At 72.6% G+C, this 17104-nt stretch carries 12 protein-coding genes; 9 read left to right on the forward strand and 3 right to left on the reverse strand.

Going from position 1 to position 17104, the window contains the following annotated elements; genetic code table 11:
- Nucleotides 1-20: 20 nt before the first annotated feature.
- The 3 genes from ACQP17_RS25705 to ACQP17_RS25715 all read left to right on the forward strand — a co-directional run bounded on the left by ACQP17_RS25705 (nucleotide 21) and on the right by ACQP17_RS25715 (nucleotide 4469).
- Complete coding sequence (locus ACQP17_RS25705; RefSeq protein WP_433858400.1) at nucleotides 21-683, forward strand: hypothetical protein; 663 nt, start codon at nucleotides 21-23, stop codon at nucleotides 681-683.
- 303 nt (nucleotides 684-986) lie between these two features.
- Nucleotides 987-1172, forward strand: coding sequence for a hypothetical protein (locus ACQP17_RS25710; RefSeq protein ID WP_433858401.1), 186 nt, complete (start codon nucleotides 987-989; stop codon nucleotides 1170-1172).
- Between the two features lie 138 nt (nucleotides 1173-1310).
- Complete coding sequence (locus ACQP17_RS25715) at nucleotides 1311-4469, forward strand: helix-turn-helix transcriptional regulator (RefSeq protein ID WP_433858402.1); 3159 nt, start codon at nucleotides 1311-1313, stop codon at nucleotides 4467-4469.
- A 55-nt stretch (nucleotides 4470-4524) separates the two neighbouring features.
- Here ACQP17_RS25715 and ACQP17_RS25720 read toward each other — a convergent pair whose 3' ends face one another.
- The 3 genes from ACQP17_RS25720 to ACQP17_RS25730 all read right to left on the reverse strand — a co-directional run bounded on the left by ACQP17_RS25720 (nucleotide 4525) and on the right by ACQP17_RS25730 (nucleotide 7188).
- On the reverse strand, nucleotides 4525-4713 hold the full coding sequence (locus tag ACQP17_RS25720) for a DUF6191 domain-containing protein (RefSeq protein WP_364885226.1): 189 nt from the start codon (nucleotides 4711-4713) through the stop codon (nucleotides 4525-4527).
- A gap of 84 nt (nucleotides 4714-4797) precedes the next feature.
- Entirely contained in the window at nucleotides 4798-5970 is a 1173-nt protein-coding gene (locus ACQP17_RS25725) for a PQQ-dependent sugar dehydrogenase (RefSeq protein ID WP_433858403.1), read from the reverse strand.
- A 177-nt stretch (nucleotides 5971-6147) separates the two neighbouring features.
- Nucleotides 6148-7188 (reverse strand): aldo/keto reductase, encoded by a 1041-nt coding sequence (locus ACQP17_RS25730; RefSeq protein ID WP_433858404.1) that lies wholly within the window; start codon nucleotides 7186-7188, stop codon nucleotides 6148-6150.
- A gap of 88 nt (nucleotides 7189-7276) precedes the next feature.
- On the opposite strand from ACQP17_RS25730, the gene ACQP17_RS25735 reads away from it, so the two are divergent.
- The 6 genes from ACQP17_RS25735 to serA all read left to right on the forward strand — a co-directional run bounded on the left by ACQP17_RS25735 (nucleotide 7277) and on the right by serA (nucleotide 17099).
- Nucleotides 7277-8251, forward strand: a complete 975-nt coding sequence (locus ACQP17_RS25735; RefSeq protein ID WP_433858405.1) for a 2-hydroxyacid dehydrogenase — start codon at nucleotides 7277-7279, stop codon at nucleotides 8249-8251.
- 306 nt (nucleotides 8252-8557) lie between these two features.
- Nucleotides 8558-11476, forward strand: a complete 2919-nt coding sequence (locus ACQP17_RS25740; RefSeq protein ID WP_433858406.1) for a putative bifunctional diguanylate cyclase/phosphodiesterase — start codon at nucleotides 8558-8560, stop codon at nucleotides 11474-11476.
- 208 nt (nucleotides 11477-11684) lie between these two features.
- Nucleotides 11685-13568, forward strand: coding sequence for an acetolactate synthase large subunit (locus ACQP17_RS25745; protein ID WP_433858407.1), 1884 nt, complete (start codon nucleotides 11685-11687; stop codon nucleotides 13566-13568).
- 40 nt (nucleotides 13569-13608) lie between these two features.
- A complete protein-coding gene (gene ilvN / locus ACQP17_RS25750; RefSeq protein WP_189104618.1) occupies nucleotides 13609-14133 on the forward strand; it encodes an acetolactate synthase small subunit in 525 nt (174 codons plus the stop codon).
- Between the two features lie 116 nt (nucleotides 14134-14249).
- Complete coding sequence (gene ilvC / locus ACQP17_RS25755; RefSeq protein ID WP_433858408.1) at nucleotides 14250-15248, forward strand: ketol-acid reductoisomerase; 999 nt, start codon at nucleotides 14250-14252, stop codon at nucleotides 15246-15248.
- Between the two features lie 258 nt (nucleotides 15249-15506).
- Nucleotides 15507-17099, forward strand: coding sequence for a phosphoglycerate dehydrogenase (gene serA, locus ACQP17_RS25760; protein ID WP_433858409.1), 1593 nt, complete (start codon nucleotides 15507-15509; stop codon nucleotides 17097-17099).
- Nucleotides 17100-17104 lie beyond the last annotated feature (5 nt).

Consider the following 17104-nt stretch of genomic DNA (forward strand, 5'->3'; position numbering starts at 1 on the left):
CGGCACCTACGGTCGCGCCCATGGGAACGACCAGGACGACCGAAAAGCGAACCGACGAGACGACCGTGCCGGCCCAGTCCGCCACGGGGACCGACGCGGCGACGGACACTGCTGCGATCCCGGAGACCACCGAGGCGGAAGCGGCCGCGAAGGCCGCCGCCAAGGCGGACGAACAGCCCGATGACAACGCGGCCCTCGCCGAGCAGGACGAGGACAGCGAGCGGGACGACGAGGAGGCCGACGGCGGCGTGGACGGGAAGACCGTGCCCGCCCGGGCCGCCGCGACGGTCGCCGCCGGCGCCGGTGCCGTGGTCGCCGCGGGGCTCGGCCTGGCCTCCGTGACCGGCACCTGGCTGGGCACCCTGATGGCCGAGCGGCAGACCCTGATGGGCCAGATCAACCTCCAGACCGGCAAGACCAGGGACCAGATCGCCGCCGTCTACGGCACCCCCTGGCACACCACCGCGCTGGTCAACGGCGTCTTCGCGCTGCTCGCCGTGATCGCCGCCGTAGTGGTGCTCACCGGCCGCCGCGCCACCTGGGTGCGGGCCGTGGCCTGGGGCGGACTGGCGCTCGGCGTTCTGGGGATCCTGATCTCCGCCGGCATGTACCTCGACCTGTTCGCGAACATGCCCGTCGTCCCGAAGGGCGCCGGAGCCGGCGGCGGCCCCGCGGCCCCGTAAGGAGCCATGGCCCACGGGCCGCCGACGGAAGGCCCACCGGTTCTGCCGGTGGGCCTTCGCCGTCCCGGAGGCGGGGCGCGCCCGACGGGGTGCGCGCGCCGCGCCCCGCCATCGGTTCCCCGGTTCCCTAGGGCACGCACCCGCCCTCCCTAGGCATCCCCGCGTCTTCCGGCGCCGGATTCTAAGGACCGTGCCGGCGCGGAGATCGGGAACCTTCCCGATGTGGCGGACCCCCTCGGGCGACGAGGGTGGTGCACCTCGACAAGCCGTCGAGGCACCACCTCACCGTCTCAGGGAGACACCGTGTTCCACTCCGAGCTGGAGATCCGGGTCCGCCACGAAGAGCTGCGCCGCGCGGCCGACCGGCAGCGTCTGGCGCGTGCGGCGGTCGACGGTCGCCGCGCCGCCGCCCGTCCCGGGGGCGACGACCCCGAACGGCCGGTGAGGGCACGGGATCGGTGGGCGCGGATCCGCCGCGCCACCGCCTGACCCGGCGCCGCCCGTGACGCCCACCGCGCCGGCCACCCCGGCGGCCCGGACACCGCCCGCCCGGACCCGGTGCTCCCCGCACCGGGCCGGGCGCCGCGGCCACCGAAATCCACTGCCCCGCTGTCGGACCCCTGTGCGATGCTCAGCGGCGTGGAGACCAGGTCCGTCAGTCCCGTGTTCGTCGGCCGCGCGGCCGAACTCACCGCGCTCGGCGCCGCGCTCGCCCGCATCGCGGCGACCGGCGAGCCGCAGGCCGTGCTGATCGGCGGGGAGGCCGGCGTCGGCAAGACCCGCCTCATCGAGGAGTTCTGCGAGGCCGCCCGCGGCCGGGACGCCCTCGTCGCGCTCGGCGGCTGCATCGAGATCGGCTCCGAGGGCCTGCCCTTCGCGCCCTTCTCCGCGCTCCTGCACACCCTCAACTGGCATCTGCCCGGCGAACTCGCCGCCGCCGTCGCCGGCCAGGAGGGCGAACTCGCCCGGATCCTGCCCGAATTGGGGGAGACGCCCGGCGGGGTGCACGACGAGGAGATCGGCCGCGCCCGCCTCTTCGAGCTGACCGCGCGCCTCCTGGAGCGGCTCGCCGCCCACCGCACCCTCGTCCTCGTCGTCGAGGACCTCCACTGGGCCGACCGCTCCACCCGCGAACTCCTCGCCTACCTCCTGCGGGCCCTGCACGACGCCAACGTCCTGCTGGTCGCCACCTACCGCTCCGACGACATCCACCGCCGCCACCCGCTGCGCCCCTTCCTCGCCGAGATCGACCGGATGCGCACGGTCCGGCGCATCGAGCTGGCCCGCTTCACCCGCGACGAGGTCCGCTGCCAGATCGCCGGGATCAACGGCAGCGCGCCCGCCGAGGACACCGTCGACCGGGTCTTCGAGCGCTCCGAGGGCAACGCCTTCTTCGTCGAGGAGCTGGCCCGCGGCCTCGCCGACGGCGCTCTGCACGGCCTGAGCGACCCGCTGCGCGATCTGCTGCTGGTGCGCGTCGAGGCGCTCCCCGAGGACGCCCAGCGGGTGGTGCGCACGGCCGCCGAGGGCGGCTCCACCGTCGAACACGAACTCCTCTCCGCCGTCTGCGGGATGCCCGAGGACGACCTCATCACGGCGCTGCGGGCCGCCGTCGGCAGCAACATCCTGGTGCCCACCGAGGACGGCAAGGGCTACCGCTTCCGGCACGCCCTGGCCCGCGAGGCCGTCGTCGACGACCTGCTCCCCGGGGAACGCACCCGCCTCAACCGCCGCTACGCCCAGGCCCTGGAGGCCGACCCCGCGCTGGTCCGCGCCGACCTCTGCGCCGCCCGTCTGGCCAGCTACTGGTACAAGGCCCATGACGCCGCCAAGGCCCTGCCCGCCGTCCTCGCCGCCTCGGTCCAGGCCCGCCGCCGCCATGCCTACACCGAGCAACTGCGGCTGCTGGACCGCGCCCTGGAGCTGTGGGACGACGCGCCCCCGGAGGTCCGCCACGGCGTCCGCCCCGTCGACTACACCGAGGCCTACCCTGCCTGCGGCTGCGACGACGACGCCCTGCGCTTCCTCGATCTGCTCGCCGAGATCGCGGTGGCGGCCCGCCTGTCCGGCGACGCCGAGCGGGCCTTCACGATCACCAAGCGCGCCCTGCGGGCCCTGCGCGGCGAGAGCGACCCGCTGCGCACGGCGTGGTTCTTGATGCAGCGCTCCCGGCTCAGCCAGGGCACCGGCCGCGGCGACGGCTGGGAGGACCTGGGCACCGCGCAGGAGCTGGTCCGCGGCCTGCCGCCGTCCCCCGTGCACGCCGCCGTGATGGCCTCCGTCGCCAGCTGGGCGATGCTGCACGAACCGGGCCCCGGCACCTTCGCCACCGCCGAACGCGCCGTGGAACTCGCCCTGTTGGTCGGCGACGAAGAGGCCGAGCTGAACTCCCGGGTCACCCTGGGGAGCCTGCGGGTGGACGCCGGGGAGGTCGAGGGCGGCCTCGCCGAACTCCGCTCGGCCCTGGAGCGCGCCATCGACCGCGGCTACTTCGGCATCGTCGGACGCGGCCACGTCAACCTCCCCTCCGTCCTGGAGAGCATCGGCCGCTCCCGGGAAGCCGTCGAGGTCACCGAGCAGGGCGTCGCACTCGCCACCCGCTACGGCCTCAAGGACCGCACCAGCTGGGTGCTGGGCAACCGCGCCGAATCGCTCCAGTCGCTGGGCCGCTGGCAGGAGGCGGCCCGGGCCGCGGCGGACGCCCGCCGCTTCGCCCAGAGCCCCCGGTCGCTCGCGCTGGCCGCCAACCGCCTCACCCACCTCGCCCTGGACCGCGGCGACCTCGCCGAGGCCGCACGCGAACTCGCCGTCACCCGTGAGCACTACGGCACCCACGACCCCCAGCCGCAGCACACCCTCCCCATGGCCCGGCACGCCCTGCGCCTCGCCGCCCGCCGGGGCCACCTCCTCGACGCCCGGTCCCTCGCCGAACGGGCCCTGGGCGACGGCTTCCCGCCCGGTACCCAGCGCTACGCCTGGCCGCTGTTGTGGTCGGCCGCCGCCGTGGAGTCGGACGCCCGGGGCCTGCCCGCCGCCGGGCCGGGACGGGCCGCCTTCCTCGCCCGCGTCCGGCAGGCCGCCAAGGAACTGCCCAGGCTCCTGCCCGTCTCGGTGGCGTACGGCCTCGCGGTGGACGCCGAACTCCGCCGCGCCGAGGGCCGCGAGAGCCCGGACGCCTGGGCCGAGGCGGTCGCCGCGTTCGAACCGCTGGAGCGCCCGCACGAGCTCGCCCGGGCCTGCTACCGCTGGGCCGAATCACTGCTCCAGACCGGCGAGCGGGCCACCGCCGGGCTCCAGGGCCGCACCCCGCGTGAGGCCGCCGTGCTCGTGCTGGCCCAGGCACACACCGCCGCGGTCACGATGGGCGCCCGCCCGCTCGCCGAGGAGATCGCCCTCCTCGCCCAGCGGGCCCGCGTCCCCCTGCCGGGCCTGATACCGGCGGACGGCGACGGCACGGGCACGAGCAAGGGCGCAGGCGACGGGGACGGCGCCGGCCGGGGCACGGGCGACCGCGGCGGTCGTGGCGCGGAAGAGGAGCCCGCCGCCCCCGCCACCGACCTCGGGCTGACCCCGCGCGAACGCGAGGTGCTCCGCCTGGTCGCCGACGGACGCAGCAACCGCCAGATAGCCGACGCCCTGTTCATCTCACCGAAGACCGCCAGCGTCCATGTCTCGCACATCCTCGCCAAGCTGGGCGTCTCCGGCCGCGGCGAGGCGGGTGCGGTGGCCCACCGCCTGCGTCTCTTCGGCGAACCGGTGCCGGGGGTGCCCGCCCGGGGTGCGTGACGCGGCGCCGGGCGGCGGGGGCGCGGTGGCCTGCCGGTCGGCCCGAACAGCCCGCCTAGCCCTGGTCCGCCGCGTCCCGCTGCCGTTGCGGCGCCTTGACGACCACGGTCCCCGAGGAGAGGTCGATCGGCCCCTTCGAGGGGTCGGCATCCCCCACGTCGTCGACGACCAGGGTCATCCGCTGCCGCTCCTCCTCGGTGTGCTGACGGCCCGGCGCGAACAGCTCTTCCACGACATTGAACACGGTGCCTGTCCCCTCTTCGGCGTGACGTACACCCGTCCCCGGTACCGAGTGTAGGCAGGTCACCCGAAAAGGGGATCAGTGGGATCAGCTCACCGTGAGGCGGAGGATTCGGTCATCTCCCTTGCGCGGTGTGCCCCGCCCGTCCGTGTTGCTGGTGACCAGCCACAACGTGCCGTCGTCGGCCGCCACGACCGTCCGCAGTCGTCCGTAGGTGCCCCGGAGGAAGGCCTGCGGGGCCGCCACCGGCTCGGTCCCGTTCAGCGGGATCCGCCACAGCCGTTCGCCGCGCAGCGAGGCCATCCAGATCGAGCCCTTGGCGTAGGCGATGCCGCTGGGCGAGGCATCCGCGGTCCGCCACTCCTCGACCGGGTTCACGAACCCCGAACCCGCCGCCTTGCCCCTGGCCCTGCCCTCGGCCTCGGGCCAGCCGTAGTTCCTGCCCGGCTCGATGAGGTTGAGCTCGTCCCAGGTGTGCTGGCCGAACTCCGAGGCCCACAGCCGCTTGTCGCCGTCCCAGGCCAGCCCCTGCACATTGCGGTGGCCGTAGTCGTACACCACCGAGTCCGCCTCGGGGTTGCCGTGCGCCGGCTCGCCGTCCGGCGTCATCCGCAGGATCTTGCCGGCCGGCGACTTCTTGTCCTGGGCCAGCCCGGTGTCGCCGGTCTCGCCGGTGCCGGCGTAGAGCATCCCGTCCGGGCCGAAGGCGATCCGGCCGCCGTTGTGCATCTCGCCCTTGGGGATGCCCTTGAAGACGGTGTCGGGCGCGCCCAGCTGATTGCCCGGCGGACGCCTGGCGTCGTACACCATGCGGGCGATGCGGTTGTCGGACGCGGTGGTGAAGTAGGCGTACACCAGATGGTCGGTGCCGAACGACGGGGACACCGCGATCCCCAGCAGCCCGCCCTCGCCGCCCGGGTCCACGCCCGGGACCGACCCCAGCTCGGTGATCTTCCCGTTCTTCGCCGCGACCCGGACGATCTTCCCGGTGTCACGGGAGGAGACCAGCAGGTCCCCGCCCGGCAGCACCGCCACGCCCCAGGGCGACTTCAGCCCCTTCACCAGGGTGGCGGTCACCCTCACCGAGCCCTTGGCGGGCGGCGCGCCGGACGACGGGGCGGCGCCCGGCGAGGCGGCGCCGCTGTGCGCCGGGCCGGCGGACGCCCCACCGCCCCGGGGCGCGGTGCCGCCGGACGAGCAGCCCGCCGCCAGCAGCAGTGAAGCGGCGGCCAACACGGCGGTGCGGTGACGGCGTTGCACGGCAGGGTCCTCTCGTCGGCGGGACGTGCCCCACCCCACCACATCGCACCGCCCGACGCCCGTGCCCCGGCCGTGGCGGCGCCACTCCCGCCCGCCGGGATCCCGCGGACGGCCGGGCCGCGACCCCGCGGCGCGCGTACGGACCCGGAGGCACCCGGGCCCGTGAGGGGCTTCGCCCTAGTACCAGGACCCGCGCGCCGGCGGTAGCGCGGCGATCTCCGCCAGGTCCTCACGGGAGAGCGTCAGCTGCGCCGCCGCGGCGTTCTGCGCGGCCCAGCGCTCCTTCTTCGTCCCCGGCACCGGGACGACGTGCCGGCCCTGCGCCAGCGCCCAGGCCAGCGCCACCTGCCCCGGCGTCGCGTCGTGACGCGCGCCGACCCGCCGCAGTCCCGCCACCACCGGCTGGTTCGCGGCCATCATCTCGGCGGTGAACCGCGGGTGACGGGCCCTGGTGTCCTCCGGTTCGAAGCCCTGCCCCGGGGTGAGGGTGCCGGTCAGATAGCCGTTGCCCAGCGGCATCGCCGCCAGAAAGCCCACGCCCCGCGACGCGCACCACGGCAGCAGCTCCTCCAGCGCCTCCGGCGACCACACCGACAGCTCGGCCTGCACGCTGCTGACCGGGAACACCTGCTGGATCCGCTCCAGTTGGGCCAGCGTGCCGTCGTGCATCCGGGAGCGCCTCCGCGGCCCGCCGCCGGCCGGCCGCCGCTCGGCACGGCCCGCGCGCGCCGGCCGCACCGCCCGCGCGCCCACCGCGCACAGCCCCAGCGAGCGCACCTTCCCGGCCGCCACCAGCTCCGCCATCGCTCCCCAGGTCTCCTCGATGGGCACCTCGGGGTCGGCCCGGTGCAGTTGGTAGAGATCGATGCGGTCGGTCTGCAGCCGCCGCAGCGAGGCGTCGCAGGCACGCCGCACGTACCCGGGCCGCCCGTTGGCGACGATGTGCTGCTCACCCACCAGCAGCCCGCACTTGGTCGAGACGAACGCCTCCGCCCGCCGCTCCTTGAGCACCCGCCCCACCAGCAGCTCATTGGTGAACGGGCCGTACATGTCGGCGGTGTCGAGCAGGCTGCACCCCCGGTCCAGCGCGGTGTGCACGGCCCGCAGCGAGCTGTCCAAGCTGCGCTGCGACTCGGTGTACCCCCAGCTCATCGGCATGCAGCCGAGTCCGATGGCGCCCACTTCGAGAGCCGCCGCACCGATTGTCCTGCGCTCCACCTGGTTGTGCCTCCATCCCCTCGCCCCCGCTCAAGGGCCAGACCAAACTAACGTCTGGGCAGAACATCTCTTCGCATAGCCTGCGGTCATGGCAACCGCAGACCAGCGCACCGAGGCGCACACCGAGGCCCGTGACGTGTGGCTCCCGATCCCGCCCGACGAGATCGAGGGGCTCCCCGGTGGCCTCCGCTACGTTCACTGGGACGCCGGCCCCGACTACCCGGCCGACCCGGAGCGGTGCGCCTTCTACGCGGTCCCCTATATGAAGGACGTGGAGGTGAGCCTGCGCCCGCTGTCCCGGATGGGCCGGGTGCGGGTGGTGCAGACCCTCACCGCCGGTGTCGAGCACATGCTGCCGGGGCTGTCCCGGATGCCGGTCGGCGCCCGGCTGTGCAACGCCCGCGGGCTGCACGACGCCAGCACCGCCGAGCTGGCGCTGACGCTGACCCTCGCCGCGCTGCGCGGCGTTCCCGACTTCGTACGGGGCCAGGACGCGGGGGAGTGGCGGCCGGACCTCCGGCCCGCGCTTGCCGACAAATCGGTCCTCATTGTGGGCTATGGTTCGATCGGCAGTGCCATCGAGGACCGGCTCACACCCTTTGAATGTGCGCGGGTGGTGCGCATCGCACGCACCGCGCGTGACACTGTGCGCGGCCCTGTGCATCCACTCTCCGACCTGTCCGCCCTCCTGCCCGGCGCGGACGTCGTCGTGCTGGCGACCCCGCTCACCGAAGCGACGCGTGGCCTGGTCGGACGCGATTTCCTGGCGCGGATGAAGGACGGCGCACTGCTGGTGAACATCGCGCGCGGCGGGATCGTCGACACCGCGGCGCTCCTCGCCGAACTCCAGTCCGGGCGCCTGCGCGCGGCGCTCGATGTCACCGATCCGGAACCCCTGCCCGCCGGGCATCCGCTGTGGCACGCTCCCGGCGTGCTCATCACTCCACACGTCGGTGGCCCCAGTTCTGCCTTCCTGCCCCGCGCGAAGCGGCTGCTGAGGGATCAGCTGACGCTTTTCGCGGCCGGCGAGCCCCTGCGGAACGTGGTCGCCACCGCCGGCTGAAGCGGTCGCGGGTAGCGCTACGAGTCCGTAAGACTGCGGGGAGTAGGCGCAATTCCGCCCCCAGTCACGCTCCGTAGAGACACTATGTCCCTGAGTGACGGAACTGGTGTATCGTCCGAGCGGGGACGACGCCGGGAAGGACGCGGCGCGATGCGAAGGATCCGGGACTCGAGGGGGGCGACGGGCGATGTACGACCGATGGACGATGCGCGAGAAGCACGATCCACGAGCGCCCGCGGGGATAGGGCGAAACCCCCGGGAGCGCCGCTCGCGACGGCGCCCGGTACGGGTGGGCAGGAGAATCCGGTGAGCGCCCCGGGGGCGATGCTCTCCCGGCCGCCGGCGCCGGCCGGCAGTCCGCCGAGCGCGGTGCCGCAGGTCGTCCTCGCCGTGGTCTGCGGCGGCTATGCCGTCGGCGCCGCCTTCGGCTGGGGATCACCCGAAGTCGCGGCCTTCATGGGGGACTTCGGCCTCAGCTTCGCGGCACTCCTGGCGGCCGTCTCCTGCGGTCTGTACGCCCGCAAGCGCCGCACCCGCTTCCGCCCCGCCTGGATGCTGTTCGCCGTCTCCTCCTCGATGGCGGGCCTCGGCAACGGCGTATGGGGCTGGTACGAGGTCATCGAGGGAACCACGGTACCCAGTCCCTCCCTGGCCGACTTCTGCTTCCTGCTGTTCGCACCACCGGCGATCGTCGGTCTGCTGGTGCTCGCCAAGCGGCCGGTGAACAGGGCCGGTTGGGTCTGCCTGGGGCTCGACTCCTGGCTGATCGCCGGGTCGCTGGTCACCCTCTCATGGAGCCTCGCGCTCGCCCACACCGCCCACTTCCAGGGCCGCAGCGTGGCGCAGAGCGCGCTGTCGCTGGCCTATCCGCTGCTGGACATCGTGCTGGTGAGCATGGTGCTCGTGCTGCACTTCCGGCGCTCCTCGGTGCACCGCTCGGCGATCAACACCGCGGTCGCGGCGCTCGCCCTGACGGTGCTGTGCGACGCGCTGTTCAGCTCCCCGCTGCTGCGCGAGCACTACCGCTCCGGCCAGATCCTCGACGCCGGATGGTTCGCCGGCTCGATACTCCTCGCGTACGCCCCCTGGGTCGCCCGCCGCGCGGGCGACGAGTGCACCCAGGAGGAGGCCAGGCCCGCCGCGCGCCGGGTCCCCTCGCACGGCAGCCGCCCCATCGCCGGCTCGCTCGCCGCCCTGACCCCGTATCTCGCCGCCGCCGTCTGCACGCTGGGCATCCTCACCAACGTCCTGGACGGCCGGCGCATCGACCGCGTGGTGCTGTTCACCGGCTGCACGGTCGTGCTCGCGCTCGTCGTCCGCCAGGGCATCATGCTGCTCGACAACATCACCCTCACCCAGGAGTTGGCGCAGAAGGAGAACCACTTCCGCTCCCTGGTGCAGGGCTCCAGCGACGTCATCATGATCGCCGCCCCCACCGGTGTGCTCCACTACGTCAGCCCGGCCGCCGCCGGTGTCTACGGGCGCGACGCCGAGGAGCTGGTCGGCTCCGAACTCGCCTCGCTGATCCACCCCGAGGACCTGGGACGGGTGGTGCACGAGGTCCGCAGATTCCTCGCCGCCGCCCCCGAGGACGAGCCGACCACCCGGATCGAGTGCCGCTTCCGCGCCGGCGAGCAGCGCTCCGGCGGCGACGGCTGGCTGAACGTCGAGTCCACCGTCAACCGCCACCACGGCGGCCTGATCTTCAACTCCCGCGATGTCACCGAACGCGTCCGGCTGCAGGCCCAGCTCCAGCACAACGCCTCGCACGACGCGCTCACCGACCTGCCCAACCGCGCCCTGTTCACCGAGCGCGTCACCCAGGCCGTCACCGGCCGCCGTGCCAGCGACCACGACACCGCCGTGCTCTACATCGACCTCGACGGCTTCAAGCAGGTCAACGACACCATCGGCCACCAGGCGGGCGACGAACTGCTGATCCAGGCCGCCCGCCGGCTCGGCGACTCGGTGCGCGCCGGCGACATAGCGGCCCGGCTGGGCGGCGACGAGTTCGCCGCGCTGATCACCGGCGACGGCACCCGCGACATCGCCGCCCGCGAGTTCCGGATCCACGAGATCGCCGACCGGCTGCGCATCCGGCTCTCGGATCCGTACCGCATCGACGGCCGTGAGGTGCGGGTGGCGGCCAGCATCGGGGTGGCCTTCGCCGAGCCCGGCGTCAGCCCCGCGGGCCTGCTGCGCAACGCGGACCTCGCGATGTACCGCGCCAAGCAGGCCGGCAAGGGCCGGGTGGAGCTGTACGCCCCGCAGATGCAGACCGAGGTGGCGCACCGCGCCGAGCTGGCCACCAAGCTCCGCACCGCCCTGCAGGACGGTGCCTTCTCGCTGCTGCACCAGCCCGTGGTGGAGCTGGCCGGCGGGCGGGTCACCGCCGTCGCGGCGCACGCCCGCTGGCGCTCCGCCCAGGGCATCCTCTTCACCCCGGCGGAGTTCCTGCGGGTCGGCGACCGCGGCCGCTACACCGAGGACGGCGACCGCGCCGCCGAGCTGGACCGCTGGCAGCTGGAGGCGGCCGTCGAGCAGGCCGCGGCCCGTCACCGCGCCGGTCATCCGCTCCCGGTCGCGGTCCGCCTCCCGGCCCGCCGGCTGCTGGACCAGGCGCTGTCCCCCAAGGGCGTCGAATCGCTGCTCACCCGGCACGGCCTGCCCTCGCGCGCGCTCGTCCTGGAGCTGTCCGAGAGCGACCCGCGCCTTCCGCTGGACGACCTGGAGCGCCGGCTGGTCGCGCTGCGCCGGCTCGGCGTACGGATCGCCCTGGACGGCTTCGGCAGCGGATTCGCCGCCATCAGCGCGCTGCGCAGGCTGCCCGTCGACGTCCTGCGGCTGGATCGCGGGCTGGTCGACGGAGTGGTGGAGTCCGCCCGGCTGCACAAGATCACCGCCGGGCTGCTGCGGATCGCCGGTGACCTGGGCATGCAGTCCGTCGCGGACGGCGTCGATCTGCCCGAGCAGGTGCTCGCCCTGCGCTCCATGGGCTGCACGCACGGCATGGGGACGGCCTTCTCCGGGCCGCTCGACGAACCTCGGCTGCGGCGGTCCCTGACGCACGCCCACTATCCGGTCCCGGACGTCGCGGTCCAGAGCCGGGCGGTGGTGCTCACCGGCAGCGGTCTGCCCGTACGTCAGGGCGGTCCGGCGGGCCCGGAATCGCTCGTGCATCCGCCATTGCGCTCAAATAGTGAGACCTCCGTCCCACCCACTTGACACCCGGTGTACGGCGGGGGGAGGGTCAGTGCCATGCGCACCCGAATTCTCGTACTTGGAAAGCGCGTCGGCTGAGGCCGGGTCACTGACGAAACCCGGCTAACCGCACCGACGCGCTCCCCTCGCTTGCCACTTGGCACGGGGGGTTTTTTGTTGCACAGCAACCTCACAAATCCGTCAAAAACCTCAGCTTCGAGAAGAGACGCAGATGACCGAGCAGGCCTCCGGGGCCCACCATCCGCAGCCGCGGGCCCGTACCTCCGGCGGACCGCAGCAGCCCGCCGTCGAGCACGTCACGGGCGCGCAGTCGCTGATCCGTTCGCTCGAGGAGGTCGGGGCCGACACCGTGTTCGGCATTCCCGGCGGCGCGATCCTTCCTGCGTACGACCCGATGATGGACTCCTCGAAGGTCCGGCACGTCCTGGTGCGCCACGAGCAGGGCGCCGGCCACGCCGCCACCGGGTACGCGCAGGCCACCGGCAAGGTCGGCGTCTGCATGGCGACCTCGGGCCCGGGTGCCACCAACCTCGTCACCCCGATCGCCGACGCCCACATGGACTCCGTCCCGCTGGTGGCGATCACCGGCCAGGTCGCGTCCAAGGCGATCGGCACGGACGCCTTCCAGGAGGCGGACATCTGCGGCATCACGATGCCGATCACCAAGCACAACTTCCTGGTCACCGACCCGGCCGAGATCCCCCGGACGATCGCCGAGGCGTTCCACATCGCGTCCACCGGCCGGCCCGGTCCGGTCCTGGTCGACATCGCCAAGGACGCCCTCCAGGCCCGGACCACCTTCACCTGGCCGCCGCACACCGAGCTGCCCGGCTACCGCCCGGTGACCAAGCCGCACGCCAAGCAGATCCGCGAGGCCGCCCGGCTGATCGCCGAGGCCAAGCGCCCGGTGCTCTACGTCGGCGGCGGGGTGCTGAAGTCCGGCGCGACCGCCGAGCTGAAGGTGCTCGCCGAGCTGACCGGCGCCCCCGTCACCACGACCCTGATGGCGCTGGGCTCCTTCCCCGACAGCCACCCGCAGCACGTCGGCATGCCGGGGATGCACGGCGCGGTCACCGCCGTCACCGCGCTGCAGAAGTCGGATCTGCTGATCACCCTCGGCGCCCGCTTCGACGACCGGGTCACCGGCAAGCTGGACTCCTTCGCGCCGTACGCCAAGGTCGTGCACGCGGACATCGACCCGGCGGAGATCGGCAAGAACCGCGTCGCGGACGTGCCGATCGTCGGCGACGCCCGTGAGGTCATCGCCGATCTGATCGTCGCCGTCCAGGCCGAGCACGACGCCGGTCAGCTGGGCGAGGCCGCCCGGAGCGGATACGCCGCCTGGTGGAAGGACCTCAACCGCTGGCGCGAGACCTACCCGCTGGGCTACGACCTGCCGGAGGACGGCACCCTCTCCCCGCAGCAGGTCATCGAGCGCATCGGCAAGCTCGCCCCCGCCGACACCATCTACGCCGCCGGCGTCGGCCAGCACCAGATGTGGGCCGCCCACTTCATCGACTACGAGAAGCCCTCGACCTGGCTGAACTCCGGCGGCGCCGGCACGATGGGCTACGCCGTCCCCGCCGCCATGGGCGCCAAGGCCGGTCAGCCGGACCGCACCGTCTGGGCGATCGACGGCGACGGCTGCTTCCAGATGACCAACCAGGAGCTGGTCACCTGCGCGCTGAACAACATCCCGATCAAGGTCGCGGTCATCAACAACGGCGCGCTGGGCATGGTGCGCCAGTGGCAGACCCTCTTCTACAACCAGCGGTACTCCAACACCGTGCTGCACTCCGGCCCCGAGGCCAACGGGCTGGTGACGGCCGGCAAGGCCAGCGGCGGCACCCGCGTCCCGGACTTCGTCAAGCTGTCCGAGGCGATGGGCTGTGTCGCGATGCGCTGTGAGGACCCGTCCGAACTCGACGCGGTGATCGCCAAGGCCAATGCCATCAACGACCGCCCGGTCGTGATCGACTTCATCGTCCACGAGGACGCCCAGGTGTGGCCGATGGTCGCCGCCGGCACCTCCAACGACGAGGTCATGGCCGCCCGGGGCGTGCGTCCCGACTTCGGCGACAACGAAGACGACTGAGCCCAGGACGACACGGACGCACGGAAGAAGAGAGAAGACCATGTCCAAGCACACGCTCTCCGTCCTGGTGGAGAACACCCCCGGCATCCTCGCCCGGATCGCCGCCCTGTTCTCCCGCCGCGGCTTCAACATCGACTCGCTCGCGGTCGGGGTCACCGAACACCCCGACATCTCCCGCATCACCATCGTGGTCAGCGTGGAGTCGCTGCCGCTGGAGCAGGTCACCAAGCAGCTCAACAAGCTCGTCAACGTGCTGAAGATCGTCGAGCTGGAGCCGGGCGCCGCCATCCAGCGCGAGCTGGTCCTGGTGAAGGTCCGCGCCGACAACGAGACCCGCTCGCAGATCGTCGAGATCGTCCAGCTCTTCCGCGCCAAGACCGTGGACGTCTCGCCCGAGGCCGTCACCATCGAGGCCACCGGGTCGAGTGACAAGCTGGAGGCGATGCTCAAGATGCTGGAGCCGTTCGGCATCAAGGAACTCGTCCAGTCCGGCACGATCGCCATAGGCCGTGGCGCCCGGTCCATCACCGACCGCTCGCTGCGCGCCCTGGACCGTTCGGCCTGATCCCCCTCGCCGCGTCCCGCAAGGACCACATGGACCGCATGGCGAGACCACCCGCCCTTCCCCATCCCGCCCGACGTACTGTGTGGGCACCCGCTAGATCCAAGGAGAGACCCGAAGTGGCCGAGCTGTTCTACGACGACGATGCCGACCTGTCCATCATCCAGAACCGCAAGGTCGCGGTCATCGGCTACGGCAGCCAGGGCCACGCCCACGCGCTGTCGCTGCGGGACTCGGGCGTCGACGTGCGCGTCGGCCTGCACGAGGGGTCGAAGTCCAAGGCCAAGGCCGAGGAGCAGGGCCTGCGCGTGGTCACGCCGGCCGAGGCGGCGGCCGAGGCCGACGTCATCATGATCCTGGTGCCGGACCCGATCCAGGCCAAGGTCTACGAGGAGTCCATCAAGGACCACCTCAAGGACGGCGACGCGCTGTTCTTCGGCCACGGCCTGAACGTCCGCTTCGGCTTCATCAAGGCCCCGGCGAACGTCGACGTGTGCATGGTCGCCCCCAAGGGCCCGGGCCACCTCGTGCGCCGTCAGTACGAGGAGGGCCGCGGCGTGCCGTGCATCGTGGCCGTCGAGCAGGACGCGTCCGGCAACGCCTTCGCGCTGGCGCTCTCCTACGCCAAGGGCATCGGTGGCACCCGCGCCGGCGTCATCAAGACCACCTTCACCGAGGAGACCGAGACCGACCTGTTCGGTGAGCAGGCCGTGCTCTGCGGTGGCGCCTCGGCGCTGGTCAAGGCCGGCTTCGAGACCCTGGTCGAGGCGGGCTACCAGCCGGAGATCGCGTACTTCGAGTGCCTCCACGAGCTGAAGCTGATCGTGGACCTCATGTACGAGGGCGGCCTGGAGAAGATGCGCTGGTCGGTCTCCGAGACCGCCGAGTGGGGCGACTACGTCACCGGCCCCCGCATCATCACCGACCAGACCAAGGCCGAGATGAAGAAGGTGCTCGCCGAGATCCAGGACGGCACCTTCGCCAACAACTGGATGGCCGAGTACAACGCCGGTCTGCCGAAGTACAACGAGTACAAGAAGGCCGACGAGGACCACCTGCTGGAGACCACGGGCAAGAAGCTCCGCAAGCTCATGAGCTGGGTGGACGACGAGGCGTAAGCCACCGGACAGGGGGTCGCGGCGCGGCCGCGGCCCCCTGCCTCCCGCGCCACGCAGCGGCGCCCGTCCGCCGCGTGGAGCCACGCACGGGTGATCCTTTCGCTTCGGCACAGGACGCGCCCCGCACCGCCACTACACTGCATTGCACAAGCGCGTCAGGCTCACAGCGTCGTGCGTCTTCCACGCGGCTTTCCCCCTTCACCGCCTTCGGCCGTCGGGACGGCCGTCCGCGAAGGACTAGTGAGGACTGAAGACCACGTGAGCTCGAAACCTGTCGTACTCATCGCCGAAGAGCTGTCGCCCGCCACCGTCGACGCCCTCGGGCCGGACTTCGAGATCCGGCACTGCAACGGCGCGGACCGCGCCGAGCTGCTCCCCGCGATCGCCGACGTCGACGCCGTCCTCGTGCGCAGCGCGACGAAGATCGACGCCGAGGCCATCGCCGCCGCCAAGAAGCTGCGGGTCGTCGCCCGCGCCGGCGTCGGTCTGGACAATGTCGACGTCTCCGCCGCCACCAAGGCCGGCGTGATGGTCGTCAACGCCCCGACCTCCAACATCGTCACCGCCGCCGAGCTCGCCTGCGGTCTGCTGGTCGCCACGGCCCGCAACATCCCGCAGGCCAACACCGCGCTGAAGAACGGCGAGTGGAAGCGCAGCAAGTACACCGGCGTCGAGCTCAGCGAGAAGACCCTCGGCGTGGTCGGCCTCGGCCGGATCGGCGTCCTGGTCGCCCAGCGGATGTCGGCGTTCGGCATGAAGGTCGTCGCCTACGACCCCTACGTGCAGCCGGCCCGCGCCGCGCAGATGGGCGTCAAGCTGCTGACCCTCGACGAGCTGCTCGCGGTCTCCGACTTCATCACCGTGCACCTCCCCAAGACGCCCGAGACCGTCGGTCTCATCGGTGACGAGGCGCTGCACAAGGTCAAGCCGTCGGTCCGGATCGTCAACGCCGCGCGCGGCGGGATCGTCGACGAGGCGGCGCTGGCCACCGCGCTCAAGGAGGGCCGGGTGGCCGGCGCGGGGCTGGACGTCTACGCGACCGAGCCCTGCACCGACTCGCCGCTCTTCGAGTTCGACCAGGTCGTCGCCACCCCGCACCTCGGTGCCTCCACGGGCGAGGCGCAGGAGAAGGCCGGGATCTCGGTCGCCAAGTCGGTGCGGCTCGCGCTGGCCGGCGAGCTGGTCCCGGACGCGGTCAACGTCCAGGGCGGCGTGATCGCCGAGGACGTCAAGCCGGGCCTGCCGCTGGCCGAGCGGCTGGGCCGGATCTTCACCGCGCTGGCCGGCGAGGTCGCGATGCGCCTGGACGTCGAGGTGTACGGCGAGATCACCCAGCACGACGTCAAGGTGCTGGAACTCTCCGCGCTCAAGGGCGTGTTCGAGGATGTCGTCGACGAGACGGTGTCCTACGTCAACGCCCCGCTGTTCGCGCAGGAGCGCGGCGTCGAGGTGCGGCTGACGACCAGCAGCGAGTCGCCCGAGCACCGCAATGTGGTGACCGTGCGCGGCACCCTGGCGGGCGGCGACGAGGTGTCGATCTCCGGCACGCTGGCCGGCCACAAGAACATCCAGAAGATCGTCGCGGTTGGTGAGCACTCCATCGACCTGTCGCTCGCCGACCACATGGCCTTCCTGCGCTACAGCGACCGCCCCGGTGTCGTCGGCACCGTCGGCCGGATCCTGGGCGAGGCGGGCATCAACATCGGCGGGATGCAGGTCTCCCGGGCCGATGTCGGTGGCGAGGCGCTGGTCGCGCTGACCGTCGACGACACCATTCCGCCGCATGTGCTCACCGAGATCGCCGAGGAGATCGGCGCGACCTCGGTGCGCGCGGTGAACCTCGGCGACTGACCGTA

Origin of the sequence: Streptomyces kronopolitis (assembly GCF_050953795.1) — a bacterium.
Lineage (GTDB): Bacteria > Actinomycetota > Actinomycetes > Streptomycetales > Streptomycetaceae > Streptomyces > Streptomyces kronopolitis_A.

What these genes read in the sequence shown, in the direction of transcription:
- ACQP17_RS25735 (WP_433858405.1), top strand. Translation starts at nt 7,277, where the DNA reads ATGGCAACCGCAGACCAGCGCACCGAGGCGCACACCGAGGCCCGTGAC.
- ilvN (WP_189104618.1), top strand. Translation starts at nt 13,609, where the DNA reads ATGTCCAAGCACACGCTCTCCGTCCTGGTGGAGAACACCCCCGGCATC.
- ACQP17_RS25745 (WP_433858407.1), top strand. Translation starts at nt 11,685, where the DNA reads ATGACCGAGCAGGCCTCCGGGGCCCACCATCCGCAGCCGCGGGCCCGT.
- ACQP17_RS25705 (WP_433858400.1), top strand. Translation starts at nt 21, where the DNA reads ATGGGAACGACCAGGACGACCGAAAAGCGAACCGACGAGACGACCGTG.
- ACQP17_RS25715 (WP_433858402.1), top strand. Translation starts at nt 1,311, where the DNA reads ATGCTCAGCGGCGTGGAGACCAGGTCCGTCAGTCCCGTGTTCGTCGGC.